Genomic DNA, 12,569 nt, shown 5'->3' with positions numbered 1-12,569 from the left:
CCATAACAGGCAAGGCGAGTGCGATGACCGAGAAAACCCCGCCCAAATGGGCCAAGCCGGTTCTGGAGTTCGGGCCCCTGCTGGTGTTCTTCGCCGCCTATCTGTGGCTCAAGGACCGTGTGTTCACGATTGGTGGGGTCGACTATGACGGATTCATCGTCGTCACCGCCGGGTTCATCCCGATCTTTCTGATCTCGATGGCGCTGTTGTGGAAGCTGACGGGCCACCTGTCGCGGATGCAGATCGTCACTGCCGTTCTGATTGTCGTCTTCGGCGGGCTGAGCGTGTGGTTCAACGATCCGCGCTTTTTCAAGATGAAGCCGACGATGATCTACCTGCTGTTCGGCGGGGTTCTGGGCATCGGCCTACTGCGCGGGCAATCCTGGCTACAGGTGGTGATGGAGGGGGTCATGCCGCTGACCGATCAGGGCTGGATGATCCTGACGCGGCGGTTGATGCTGTTCTTCTTCGGTCTTGCGGTGTTGAACGAGGCGATCTGGCGCACGCAGACCGAGGAAATCTGGGTCTATTTCAAGACCTTCGGCCTGACGGCGGCGATCTTTGTGTTCTTCATGACGCAAGGCAGCCTGTTTCGCGATCACGGCACCGAAGAAGACGACAAGGGGGCGTGAGAGCGGTCGCCTGACGCGGATCTTAAATCCCGCCAGAAGGTGCCGCGCGCTCGCAGGGCCGGGGACTGGCGAAGCGACGGTCGTGGCGGGCACTTTATCCCAGCCAAGTCATTCTGAACTCAACACACAGGGCGCCCTGTCAAATCGCCGTCCCGCGGCACCTTCGGTGCGTTTCGCGCGGGCAATCTTGTATGTCCGCTCCAAACGAAAACCACCGCCCCGCCCCCTCACTTCTTCGCCGTCGGATCGCGTCGTTTGTCAGCATGGAGCGCGCGGCCCCGTTGCACGCCTTCGCGTGCTCCAACCGTATCCAGCCAGCGGGCGAAATGCGGCTTGTCGTCGAGCGTCTGTTGCTGTCCTTCCCAGAGAGAACACCACCCCCAGAGCGCCATGTCGGCAATGGAATAGAAATCGCCCGCCACATACTCGGTCTCGGCCAGCCGCCGATCCAGCACGCCATAAAGCCGTGCCACCTCGTCGCGGTAGCGGTCCTTGGCGTAGGGTATGTCGTCCTTGGCGAATTTCAGAAAATGATGCGCCTGTCCGGCCATCGGCCCGACACCGCCCATCTGCCACATGAGCCATTCCTCGACCGCGATGCGGTCGCGCGCCGTCTTGCCGTAAAACCGCCCGGTCTTGCGTGCCAGATATTGCAGGATCGCTCCGGACTCGAAGACGTTGACCGGCCGGCCGTCCGGCCCCTCGGGATCGGTGATGGCCGGAATGCGGTTATTGGGCGAAACCGCCAGAAATTCGGGGGCGTGCTGTTCGCCCGCACCGATATTGATCAGCCGACACCGATAGGGCAGCCCCATCTCCTCAAGCGCGATGGAGGCCTTCCAGCCGTTCGGTGTGGGCCAGTAATAAAGGTTGATCGGGGCCTGCATGGCGTCCTCCTGTCGGGGCTGTCAGCCACTCAGGATGACAGTTTTCGTCCCGATGGCAAGGGCAGGCGGACCTCCGGCAGCGGCAGCAGGCGCGACCAGCGCGGCGCGGGATGTTCGGGCAGCGCGGCGCGCAGTTGCCCAAGCGTGAGCGTGTCGGCCTCGCGCAACAGCCTGCGATACATCGGGAACACGCCGGGGCGGGTATAGGGCGACCAATGGCAGATGCGCGCCGTGGGATCACCAACCTCGAACCCGGCGCGGCGCAGCACGTTCAGGGTCTCTGGGTGATCCATTTGCAGGTTGAGCACTTTGGGCCCGCCCGGCAGCGCCAGCCCGAGGCTGCGGTCGCCGCGCGCGGGCGCGGGGATCAGGCATTCGAGCAGAAAGTCGTAGAAATCGTTCTCGCGGCTGGTGACATTGATCACCTCGGCGCTGCGCCCGGCGGGCGAGGCGAGCGCCTCGGCGGCGCGGCCCGCAAACTCCGCCCCCGCCAGCAGGATGAGCCGCCTGAGCGCCCCCTCGGGCAGGTGCGGCAGCGCACAGAGCAGAACGCGCGCGCCCAGCGAATGGGCGACGGCATGGACGGGTCGGTGAGGCGCGTGGCTGCGGATCAAACGAACCAGCTGCGCCAGCCGTTCGCCTGCATGCGCGGCCTCGGCATAGGCCTGCCAGAGCGTGCCGCGCGCATTCCAGCCAAAGCCGATGCCAAGCCCCTCATCGTCGTGCCCCGCGCCGAAACCCAGACCGCGCGGCCAGCTGACCACCTTGAAGCACTCGCGTTGCGGCGAGGCCGAGAGAATATGCCGATGCGGGCATTCGCGCGCATGGCCGGGGGCGTATTTGTAGCCGTGCAGCATGAGGATCACCGGACCGTCCCCGGCCAGCAGGTCCGGCAGGTACTGTCCGATCAGACCCGGCCGGTCATGAAGATCGGGGCCATCTCGCCCGGCATTGACATGAATGAGCGGCATATCCCTGACCCCACTATATCTTGTGGATGGGATGTAGGGACGACATACGAAGCCACGGTGACGTTTGCGTTAAACCTGCGTGACAGTGTTGACGAAACCCGCCCGCAGGAGTAATCGGCACGCGTGGCGATTTGTTACCGGATTGCGGGCCACGTTAAACACATCCGCTAAAGAGGTCAGGAGAAAGCCCCCTTTCGCTTGGCCGCGTCGGGGCTTTTTTTGTGGGCGACTGCGCCCGGAGGACGAAACATGAGCGACAGTTGGAAGAAACGCACCAGGCTGGTGCATGGCGGCACGCGGCGCAGCCAGTATAACGAGGTGAGCGAGGCGATCTTTCTCACGCAAGGCTTTGTCTACGACAGCGCCGAGGCGGCCGAGGCGCGGTTCATCAAGGCCGGTGACGACGAGTTCATCTATGCCCGTTACGGCAACCCGACCGTGGCGATGTTCGAGGACCGCATCGCCGGTCTCGAAGGCACCGAGGACGGCTTTGCCACCGCAAGCGGTATGGCGGCGGTGTCGGGCGCGCTCACCTCGATGCTGCGGGCGGGCGATCACGTGGTCTCCGCGCGGGCGCTCTTCGGCTCCTGTCTCTATGTGCTGGAAGAGGTGCTGACGCGCTTCGGCGTCGAGGTCACCTTTGTCGATGGCACCGATATCGACGCGTGGCGCGCGGCGATTCGCGCCGACACCAAGGCGGTCTTCTTCGAGACGATTTCCAATCCGACGCTCGCCGTGGTCGATATCCGCGCCGTGGCCGAACTGGCCCATGCTGTCGGCGCATTGGTCCTCGTCGACAACGTCTTTGCCACGCCGGTCTTTTCGCGCGCGGTCGAGCAGGGGGCGGATGTGGTGATCTATTCCGCGACCAAGCATATCGACGGGCAGGGGCGCGCGCTTGGCGGCGTGATCCTCGGCACGCGCGAGTTCATTCGCGGCACGGTGGAACCTTACATGAAACATACCGGCGGCTCGATGTCGCCGTTTACCGCCTGGATCATGCTCAAGGGCCTCGAGACGGTTGATCTGCGGGTGCGCGCGCAGGCCGAGACTGCGTTGCAGATCGCCAATGCGTTGCAGGGCGATGCGCGCCTCGCCCGCGTGATCTATCCCGGCCATCCCAGCCACGCGCAGCATGATCTTGTGACCGCGCAGATGGGGCAGGGCGGCACGGTGCTGGCGCTCGATCTTGCGGGCGGGCAGGGGGCGGCGTTCCGGTTTCTCAATGCGCTCGACATCGTCCTGATCTCGAACAACCTGGGCGATGCCAAGTCCATCGCGACCCATCCCGCCACCACGACCCATCAACGCCTGCCCGACGCGACCAAGGCGCAGCTTGGAATCACGCCCGGCCTGGTGCGCCTGAGCGTGGGGCTGGAGGATGCAGACGATCTGATCGAAGATCTCACCCGCGCGCTCGACGCGAGCGGATAAAGCGAAAACAACGGGATAAGAATGATCCGCCGTGCCGCTTTTGTCGTAAATCCTCCGATAATAGCAATTCCCGTGCCAATGCCTTATGTAAGGGATTGGCGGCGCGGAGAGGGAGCCTTTGCCATGAACATGCATCCGTCCGAGATGAACCCGACGCCTGACCGCGATGCGGCGAAAGCGGCGCTCGATGTGCTGCGCGATTGGGCCCGCACGGCAAGCCCCGAAGAGGTGGCCGATCTCGATCCCGCGATCGCGCGTCTGCTGCCCGACGCTGAGATGTCGAACTACCCGGCCCTGTCGCGCACCTATCCCGAAGGCTTCGAGGTGACCGACGCCTACCGCGCGTCGCTGCCCGACCTGCAGAATGGCCCGGCCTCGCTGATCCGCGGCACCAAGCAGCAGTTGCAGCATGTGGGCATCTCCAATTTCCGCCTGCCGATCCGCTTTCACGCCCGCGACAACGGCGATCTGACGCTGGAGACCTCGGTGACCGGCACCGTCAGCCTTGAGGCGGGCAAGAAGGGCATCAACATGTCCCGGATCATGCGCAGCTTTTACAAGCACGCGGAAAAGACCTTCAGCTTCGAAGTGATGGAGGCGGCATTGGCCGACTACATCACCGATCTCGATAGCCTCGACGCCCGGCTTCAGATGCGGATTTCCTACCCGATGAAGGTGCAATCCCTGCGCTCAGGGCTAGAGGGGTATCAGTATTACGACATCGCGCTTGAGCTGGTCGAACAGGCTGGCGTCAAGCGCAAGTTCATGCATCTCGATTTCGTCTATTCCTCGACCTGCCCCTGTTCGCTCGAACTGAGCGAGCATGCGCGCGCCACGCGCGGGCAGTTGGCGACGCCGCATTCGCAGCGCTCGGTCGCGCGGATTTCGGTGGAACTGATCGAGGGCGACTGCCTCTGGTTCGAGGATATCATCGAACTCGCCCGCCGCGCCGTGCCCACCGAAACGCAGGTCATGGTCAAGCGCGAGGACGAACAGGCCTTCGCCGAGTTGAACGCCGCCAACGCGATCTTTGTCGAGGATGCCGCGCGGCTCTTTTGCGAACAGCTTCTGGCTGACCCGCGCATCGGAGATTTCCGCGTCGTGGCCAGCCATCAGGAAAGCCTGCACAGCCATGATGCCGTCAGCGTCCTGACCGAGGGCGAGACATTCGCCGCCCAGAGCCTTGATCCGCGTCTGTTCCAAACTCTGGTTCACGGCGGCTGACAGGCCTGATATGCGCTGAATGCCCGGTTTTCGGGCGTTCAGGCCGGATTTTCAGCGGATATCTGCGCAAAGGCTCTTTTGTGATTTGACCTTTGGTCAAATTGCTGCAACGCAGCATCGTGCGCGCGTTACACTCATGTCACCTGCCTGCGATACTGCGGGGACGCATCTCGATGAAAAGGATACCGACCATGCTTGCACCCGATCTGCCGCTCAAACTCTCTGCCGCCGGGATTCGGCTGACCGGCTACATGATCGAAAGCAATCTGCGTGTTGCGCAGGTCTTTGGCGAGGCCGCGTTGCAGGCAAGTTCGTTTTCCATGCTCACGAAATCGCGTTCGGTCAGTGCGAATCCCGCACCCAAACCCGCGCCCAAGCCGAAAGCCGCCAAGCCGGTCGCCAAGGCAAAGGCACCCGCGCCCAAAACTGCAGAAAAAACTGCGACGCCTGCCTCCGCTGCACCCAAGGCCACGCCTGCGGCGAAAAAGCCCGAGGCCGCTGCGCCGAAACCGGCAGCACCCAAGCCGGCTGCAAAGCCTGCCAAAGCCGCCGCACCGGTGAAAGCCACGCAATCGACCCCGAAACCTGCACCGAAAAAAGAAGCGCAGCCCGCACCGGCCAAGCCCGCACCGGCGAAAGCTGCGCAACCGGCTCCGGCTAAGCCCGCACCGGCGAAAGCCGCGCAACCGGCTTCGGCCAAGCCCGCACCGGCGAAAGCCGCGCAACCGGCTCCGGCCAAGCCCGCACCGGCGAAAGCCGCGCAACCGGCTTCGGCCAAGCCCGCACCGGCGAAAGCCGCGCAACCGGCTCCGGCCAAGCCCGCACCGACGAAAGCCGCACAACCGGCTCCGGCTAAGCCCGCACCGGCGAAAGCTGCGCAACCGGCTCCGGCCAAGCCCGCACCGCAAAAAGCGGCAGAACCGGCTCCGGCCAAGCCCGCCGCAGCCGCGCCTGCAGCCAAACCCGCGCCCGAAACCAAAACGCCCGAACAGGCGGCGACACCGGCCCAGAGCAAGCGTCCGCGCGCGCCTTCGAACCCGCCTGCGATGCCGGACACGTCCAAGAAAGTCGATGCAGAATAACATGTTGCAGGCCGGGATGCGTCAGGCGCAACCCGGCCATTCCAATTTGGCGCTAGTCATGTCAACGGCGCTGACCTAACTTCGCCATAGGGAGGAAACGGATCACTTAGACTGTGAGGTTTCCAAATGGCGAATATCACCACCAACATCACCGCAGCAGCGCCGCAAAATGGCGTCTGGACCCGGTTCATCGCGGCGCTTGAGCGCGGGATCAACGCGCAGGCACGGGTCCAGTCCCGGCGCGACCAGATCGAGGCGCTCGAAGCGAAGAGCGATGCGGAACTCGACCGCATGGGCATTCGCCGTGACCAGATCGCGTATCACGTCTTCAAGGATCTGTTCTACGCCTGACCTGTGAAACGCAGACCTGTTCGGGCTCCGTCGGCGTCTCGCTGTCGGGGCCTTTGTCATGCTGCATTGCAGCAACACCTCGCGCATACCGGATACGCCCGCGCGCATTTCGCAGCGCGATGCGGTATGCTGATCTCAGGGAGGGACCCGTTCGATCCAAGGAAAGGGGACCCAATGGCCGAGACCGACCTGACGACCCGATTTCTGCCGCCGACATGGCGGCGTGATCTGGATCTTTTCATGGCAGAGCGCGCACCGGGCATGAATGCCTATATGCTGACCCGTCAGCGCCTGCTGAGCGTGGCCCGAATGCATAGCCTGAGCGCTTCGGAACTGGCCGGGATGGGATTATGCCGTGCTGATATCCCGGCTTTCGTCTTCGAAGACCTGTTGCCGGACTGAGGTCGCACGACAGGCGTCTCTATCACGCTTGACAGTTTCGCGAAGCAACGCCAACTCTGCGCGTCATGTTTGATGTGCGTCCCGTCGGATACCTTGTTGGCCTGATGCTCACCGCCATGGGCGCGACCATGGCGTTGCCGCTGCTCGTGGATATCGCCGAGGGGCGCGAGCACTGGCCCGTCTTCGCCGAGAGCATGATCGTGACCTGCATGATGGGCGCGCTCGTCGCGCTCGCGTGCAAGAATTCCGTGGGCAAGGGGCTGACCATTCAGCAGGCGTTTCTGCTGACCACGCTGGTCTGGGTGATGTTGCCGCTGTTCGGCGCGCTGCCCTTCATGCTGGGCGAGACCGACCTGCATTTCATCGACGCGTTCTTCGAATCGATGTCGGGTGTCACGACCACCGGCACGACGGTGATCGCGGGGCTCGACGATCTGCCCAAGGGGCTCTTGCTCTGGCGCGGTATTCTGCAATGGCTGGGCGGCCTCGGGATCGTGATCGTGGCGCTGGTGTTCCTGCCCGAAATGCGGGTGGGCGGCATGCAGTTCTTTCGCTCCGAAGGGTTCGACACGTTCGGCAAGGCGCTGCCGCGCACCATCGACATCTCCAAGGGGGTACTCAACGTCTATCTCGGCCTCACTCTGATCTGCACGCTGACCTATCTGGTGCTGGGAATGGGCGCCTTTGAGGCGACAGTGCATGCGCTGACCACCGTCTCCACCGGCGGGTTTTCGAGCAAGGACGCCTCCTTCGCCGCCTTTCCCGGTGCGCCGCAATATGCCTGCGTGATCTTCATGATCCTCGCGACCCTGCCCTTCGTGCGGATGATGCAGGGGGTGCAGGGGCATATCCGCCCGATCCTGCATGACACGCAGGTGCAAACCTATCTGCGCTGGATATTTTACGCCGTGGCGCTTGTGCTGGCCTATGATTTCGCGGTGAATGGCCGTTTCGACGAGGAAAGCCTGCGGCTGCGGTTGTTCAATGTCGTGTCGATCTTTTCCGGCACCGGCTATACCGATGGCGATCTCACAGCCTGGGGGAATTTTCCCTTCGTCATCCTGATCGCCGTGGGGGCCATTGGCGGCTGCACCGGCTCGACAGGCTGCGCGATCAAGATTTTCCGCTACCAGCTGATGCTGCGCGCGCTCGGCCAGCAGGCGCGGCGGATCTTTCACCCCTCCAGCGTCATGGTCCTGCGCCATGAGGGACGGCGCGTCGAGGACGAGGTGCTGCAATCGGTGATGCTGCTCTTTACCTGCTACATCCTGTCGCTCGGCTTTTTCTCAGTAGCGCTGGAGATGACCGGCCTGCCGCTGATGGAATCGGTCACTGCCGCATGGACGGCGATTTTCAACGTCGGCCCGGCATTCGGCGAGACCGTGGGCGCGACGGGGGCGGTTGCGGCGTTTCCCGACGCGGCCAAGGCGCTGATGATCCTCGCGATGCTGATGGGCCGGTTGGAGGTCCTGGCGGTGATCGTCCTGCTGGTGCCGGCCTTCTGGCGCAACTGAGGGTAGGTTTTGGGCTGAAGCGGACATACGCACCCCGCCAGAAGGTGCCGCGCGGTCGCAGGGCCGGGGACTGGCGAAGCAACGGTTTTTGCCCGCACTTTATCCCAGCCAAGTCAGTCGTAATTCAGCACGTTGCACGCCCTATCAAATCGCCAGGCCGCGGGACGGCCCGGCGATCGCGCGGCACCTTCGGTGCGTTTCGCGCGGGGTGCTGCAATGTCAGCAACAGGCCAACCACCCCCGTCATCACCCAACCGCCTCAATACACGTCCGCTCCCCCCTTGGTCGCGATATAGGTGGGGCATTCGGGGCGCGAGGTGTTGATGATCAGGTACCACACCACCTCGCCGGGCCGCCCGGTGCGCGAATATTCGCAGCCACTGGGATGGGTCCACCACTGGCCCGCATGGCTGGCGGGCGGCATGACCGTGCTGGTCCCGCCCTTGATCGCGGTGGTGTAGCCATAGCCCTGCGCGGTCTGCGCGGTGACGGCGGTGGCGAGGGTGGTCAGGGCGACTGCGGTCGCGAACATCGCTTTTTCATGCTCTCATACTCCGTTTTTCTGACTGAGGCTGCACCGGCCATGCGAATTGGCGGCGCAGCATGACCCCGATTGCACCTGCCTTGCGCGGCAGGTGCAGGTCGGGTTCGTGTCAGGAAGACGGCGTTTAGAGAGAATTATTCCCAACAGCTCACAAGAACAGTCATCGCGCTTGCATGGTCGGTCAGGGATTCGGGCGTGAGCGTGTCGATCCGGGAGGTCTTGCTTGGAGAGATTCCACCGCGCGCCAGCACGTCCTGCAAGGCCCCGTTGGTGGCGGCAAAGCTGACCCCGTCGGGCAGGCTGCGCCCGTCCAACTCATGCGGCAGCAGCATGCCGAGCACGGCCCCCCCGGCATCGAGCACGGGGCCGCCCGCATCGCCGTCAAGCGAGGCGAGTGCCAGGCGCTTGAGATGGCTCTCGCCATGCAGCCCCTTGAGGTCGGAGACCTGCCCGAAGGTCACGGTAGGCCCCCCAAGCACACCGCCATAGGAATAGCCTGCGACCGCAATCTCGGACATCAGGCGCGGTGTCAGCTCCTGAAAGGTGGCGACCCGCATCGGGGCAAGGGTTTCTTGCGGCTGCAGCACCGCCACCCCGAGGGCGTCGTCAATCAGCGCCACGGTTGCCGTGTAGCTCTCGTCGATGGTGATCCGGCCGCATTGCTGCACAGCGTCCGCCGTGGTTAGGACCGCGCCGCCCGCATCGACATAGAACCCCGAGCGCGTCAGACGCGGCTTGCGCACTTCAAGCCCGGCGATCAGGTCGATACGCTGCTCCGATTGCGCGCCCTCGGTTGGGTCGAGCGTGCCGGACAGCCATTCGAAACTGTCCTGCATTTCCTGGATCAGGCGATTGCGGCGCTCCTCGTCGCCGGCGGGCCAGATCAGGGTAAACCCCTTGATTTCGCCGTCGCGGTGCCAGACCTGCGTGTGGGATATCCGCAGCGCACCCTCGCCAATCAGGGTGAAACTGTCAGCCTCAAGCCCGCGCGGGCCGGTCTCGGGGACGATTTCCAGCGTCTGCATGATGTCGTATAGCCCGGCCATGGTTTTGCGGTCGCCGCTCTGGCTGATCAGCAGCACGCGCGCATCGAGATCCCCCACCGGGGTGTAATGCGCGAAAGGTGGCTCGTAGCGGTCGAACTCCACAACCTCGGTCGGCAGCGTCATTGCGATGCCCGCGCCGTTGTCGGCCACGCGTTCCAGGCCAAGCCCGTCGAAGACGGCGTTGTACTGCGCGAGCAACGCAGCCCGCTGCCGGGTCGTCAGGATGCCGGTGGCGTCAAAGCCGTTCTCATTCTGCCAGCGCGCCATGGCCCCGCGCGTGCCTTGCCCAAACGCCGCGTCGATGGCCCCGCCATAAACCCCGGCCCATTTGAGCGCGACCTGCAACTCCGCGCGCGCCTCGCGGCTGAGCAGGCTTTCGCTGGCACGCGCCTCGCGCGGGGTTTCGTCCACCGGCGCGGGGGCGGGTTCAGGGGCTGCGATAACATCATCGGGCAACGCGTCGGGGGCTTGCGGCGCGGCAAGCGTCGGCTGATCCAGCAGGTTCGCCCCGATCGGCCAGAACTGGCGCTGATAATCCGAGGTCTCGGCGATATAGCTGTCGCGCGCGATCACCCCTTCGCGGCGATAGACCTGGAGCACGCGCTCCGCCTCGTCGGGCCGGTACGGCCCGAGCGCGATCGCATACCACCCCCGCCCCAGCGAGAACCCGTTCACATCCGACAGATCCCCCGCATAGCGCCGCGCGCTCTGCTGCGCTTCGGCAAGGCTGGGCTGGGCCTCGATCTGTACCCAGACCAGCGGTTCGCCGGTGGCATCGGTGAGCGGCGTGCCCTGCGCATGCGCAAAGATCGGGTTGAGCAGAACTGCGGCAATAAGTGCCAGGACGATACGCGCCATGAGATTCCCTTGGTCAAGACCGGTTATTCAACATTTAGTATTCTAAGGGGTTTTAACAAAACTGCCGGGCGATGCATCTGAAATATGCACATCCCCGCGATTGACCCTGCCGCGCGACGCGCCTAGAGAAAGGCGGCAATTTCAGGGTGCCTATCCCGGGGGGACCGCATGACGCAGGCCACAGACAAACCGCGCAGCTTTCAGGAGATCATCCTGCGGCTGCAAAGCTATTGGGCCGCACAGGGCTGCGCCGTAATGCAGCCCTATGACATGGAAGTGGGCGCGGGCACGTTTCACCCCGCCACCACGCTGCGCTCTCTGGGCTCCAAACCCTGGGCCGCGGCCTATGTGCAGCCCTCGCGCCGCCCCACCGACGGGCGCTATGGCGAGAACCCCAACCGGCTCCAGCATTATTACCAGTACCAGGTGCTGATCAAACCCTCGCCGCCCGACCTGCAAGATCTCTACCTCGGCAGCCTGCGCGCCATTGGCATCGACATGGCCCTGCACGACATCCGCTTTGTCGAGGATGACTGGGAAAGCCCCACACTCGGCGCATGGGGCCTGGGATGGGAGGTCTGGTGTGACGGCATGGAAGTCTCGCAATTCACCTATTTCCAGCAGGTCGGCGGGCATGACTGCCACCCTGTGTCCGGCGAACTGACCTATGGGCTGGAACGTCTCGCGATGTATGTGCTGGGCATCGACCACGTGATGGAGATGCCGTTCAACGATCCCGCAGCGCCCATCCCGCTCAGCTATGGCGATGTCTTCCGCCAGACCGAAGAGGAGTACAGCCGCTGGAATTTCGACGTCGCCAATACCGACGTCCTCCTGCGCCATTTCGAGGAGGCCGAGGCTGAATGCGAGGCGATCCTCGCGCAAGAGGCCACCGACCCCAAGACCGCCAAGCGCATCATCATGGCGCATCCCGCCTATGACCAGTGCATCAAGGCGTCGCACCTCTTCAACCTGCTCGATGCGCGCGGCGTCATTTCCGTGACCGAGCGGCAGGCCTATATCGGCCGGGTGCGCGCATTGGCCAAGAAATGCGCCGATGCCTTCGTGCAGACAGAGGCCGGGGGGCAGGCAGCGTAATGGGCAAATTTCTCGCGGGGGCGATCTTGATATCCGCATTGGTGGCCGGGGCGGCCCTCTATTATCTGCAGGTCTATCACTTCTACGAAGAGGTGGCGGCCACCGGCACCGACGATGTGCAACTGACCTCGCTCGCCACCGGCGCGCCCGAACCGGTGCTCTATGACGCGTTTCAGGCGATCGACGCCGATAGCAGCCCGATCCGCTACCGCGCCTGTTTCACCACCACGATGAGCCATCCGATGCTCACCGAGACCTATGAACTCTATGACCGCGCCGAGCCGCTCAATGCCCCCGGCTGGTTCGACTGTTTCGACGCACAGGCCCTCGGGGCCGCGCTCGAAGACGGGCGCGCGCTGGCGTTTCTCGGCCAAAAAGACATTCAATACGGCATCGACCGCATCGTCGCCATCACCGAGGACGGCAGGGGCTATGTCTGGCACCAGATCAACCGCTGCGGCGAGGTGGTGTTCGACGGCCAGCCCGCCCCCGAGGATTGCCCCGAACCGCCGCAAGGATACTGACC

13 protein-coding genes and 1 riboswitch are annotated in these 12,569 nt (G+C 64.0%); of the genes, 9 read left to right on the top strand and 4 right to left on the bottom strand.

The genetic code is table 11. The features are described 5' to 3' along the window. Nucleotides 1–23: 23 nt before the first annotated feature. The gene (locus BMX04_RS14425; RefSeq protein ID WP_050661083.1) at nucleotides 24–632 is read left to right on the top strand and encodes an inner membrane-spanning protein YciB; all 609 of its coding nucleotides are present in this window, start codon (nucleotides 24–26) and stop codon (nucleotides 630–632) included. Nucleotides 633–859: 227 nt separating this feature from the next. Here the strand turns inward: BMX04_RS14425 and BMX04_RS14420 are convergent, their stop codons facing one another. Both BMX04_RS14420 and BMX04_RS14415 read right to left on the bottom strand, forming a co-directional pair. Next, on the bottom strand, nucleotides 860–1,519 hold the full coding sequence (locus BMX04_RS14420; protein WP_074787628.1) for a glutathione S-transferase family protein: 660 nt from the start codon (nucleotides 1,517–1,519) through the stop codon (nucleotides 860–862). Between the two features lie 29 nt (nucleotides 1,520–1,548). Then, a complete protein-coding gene (locus BMX04_RS14415) occupies nucleotides 1,549–2,490 on the bottom strand; it encodes an alpha/beta hydrolase (RefSeq protein ID WP_074787627.1) in 942 nt (313 codons plus the stop codon). Nucleotides 2,491–2,603: 113 nt separating this feature from the next. Next, a riboswitch (SAM riboswitch) is annotated at nucleotides 2,604–2,682 on the top strand. Between the two features lie 57 nt (nucleotides 2,683–2,739). Between BMX04_RS14415 and metZ the strand changes: the two genes are divergently transcribed. The 6 genes from metZ (at nucleotide 2,740) to BMX04_RS14385 (ending at nucleotide 8,497) form a co-directional block, all read left to right on the top strand. Beyond that, nucleotides 2,740–3,924, top strand: coding sequence for an O-succinylhomoserine sulfhydrylase (gene metZ / locus BMX04_RS14410; RefSeq protein WP_074787626.1), 1,185 nt, complete (start codon nucleotides 2,740–2,742; stop codon nucleotides 3,922–3,924). A 123-nt stretch (nucleotides 3,925–4,047) separates the two neighbouring features. Beyond that, nucleotides 4,048–5,148 (top strand): GTP cyclohydrolase FolE2, encoded by a 1,101-nt coding sequence (folE2, locus tag BMX04_RS14405; RefSeq protein WP_074787625.1) that lies wholly within the window; start codon nucleotides 4,048–4,050, stop codon nucleotides 5,146–5,148. A gap of 191 nt (nucleotides 5,149–5,339) precedes the next feature. Then, nucleotides 5,340–6,230, top strand: a complete 891-nt coding sequence (locus tag BMX04_RS19130; RefSeq protein WP_139194570.1) for a transcriptional regulator — start codon at nucleotides 5,340–5,342, stop codon at nucleotides 6,228–6,230. A 126-nt stretch (nucleotides 6,231–6,356) separates the two neighbouring features. Beyond that, nucleotides 6,357–6,581 (top strand): hypothetical protein, encoded by a 225-nt coding sequence (locus tag BMX04_RS14395; protein ID WP_074787623.1) that lies wholly within the window; start codon nucleotides 6,357–6,359, stop codon nucleotides 6,579–6,581. Nucleotides 6,582–6,755: 174 nt separating this feature from the next. Beyond that, nucleotides 6,756–6,983: a hypothetical protein gene (locus tag BMX04_RS14390; RefSeq protein WP_074787622.1), complete on the top strand. Its 228-nt coding sequence runs from the start codon at nucleotides 6,756–6,758 to the stop codon at nucleotides 6,981–6,983. A 65-nt stretch (nucleotides 6,984–7,048) separates the two neighbouring features. Continuing rightward, a complete protein-coding gene (locus BMX04_RS14385) occupies nucleotides 7,049–8,497 on the top strand; it encodes a TrkH family potassium uptake protein (RefSeq protein WP_074787621.1) in 1,449 nt (482 codons plus the stop codon). 259 nt (nucleotides 8,498–8,756) lie between these two features. On the opposite strand, the gene BMX04_RS14380 is transcribed toward BMX04_RS14385, so the two are convergent. Both BMX04_RS14380 and BMX04_RS14375 read right to left on the bottom strand, forming a co-directional pair. Beyond that, complete coding sequence (locus tag BMX04_RS14380; protein ID WP_074787620.1) at nucleotides 8,757–9,029, bottom strand: hypothetical protein; 273 nt, start codon at nucleotides 9,027–9,029, stop codon at nucleotides 8,757–8,759. A gap of 146 nt (nucleotides 9,030–9,175) precedes the next feature. After that, nucleotides 9,176–10,945, bottom strand: coding sequence for a serine protease (locus tag BMX04_RS14375; protein ID WP_074787619.1), 1,770 nt, complete (start codon nucleotides 10,943–10,945; stop codon nucleotides 9,176–9,178). Between the two features lie 168 nt (nucleotides 10,946–11,113). Here BMX04_RS14375 and BMX04_RS14370 point away from each other — a divergent pair, with 168 nt between their 5' ends. Together BMX04_RS14370 and BMX04_RS14365 are read left to right on the top strand one after the other, a co-directional pair. After that, complete coding sequence (locus BMX04_RS14370; protein WP_074787618.1) at nucleotides 11,114–12,043, top strand: glycine--tRNA ligase subunit alpha; 930 nt, start codon at nucleotides 11,114–11,116, stop codon at nucleotides 12,041–12,043. Further along, entirely contained in the window at nucleotides 12,043–12,567 is a 525-nt protein-coding gene (locus BMX04_RS14365) for a DUF6446 family protein (RefSeq protein ID WP_074787617.1), read from the top strand. Before BMX04_RS14370 ends, BMX04_RS14365 begins: the two co-directional genes overlap by 1 nt. Nucleotides 12,568–12,569: the final 2 nt, after the last annotated feature.

The organism is Roseovarius tolerans (assembly GCF_900109855.1).
GTDB classification, from domain to species: domain Bacteria; phylum Pseudomonadota; class Alphaproteobacteria; order Rhodobacterales; family Rhodobacteraceae; genus Roseovarius; species Roseovarius tolerans.
This window is presented reverse-complemented; position numbering and strand designations above follow the sequence as displayed.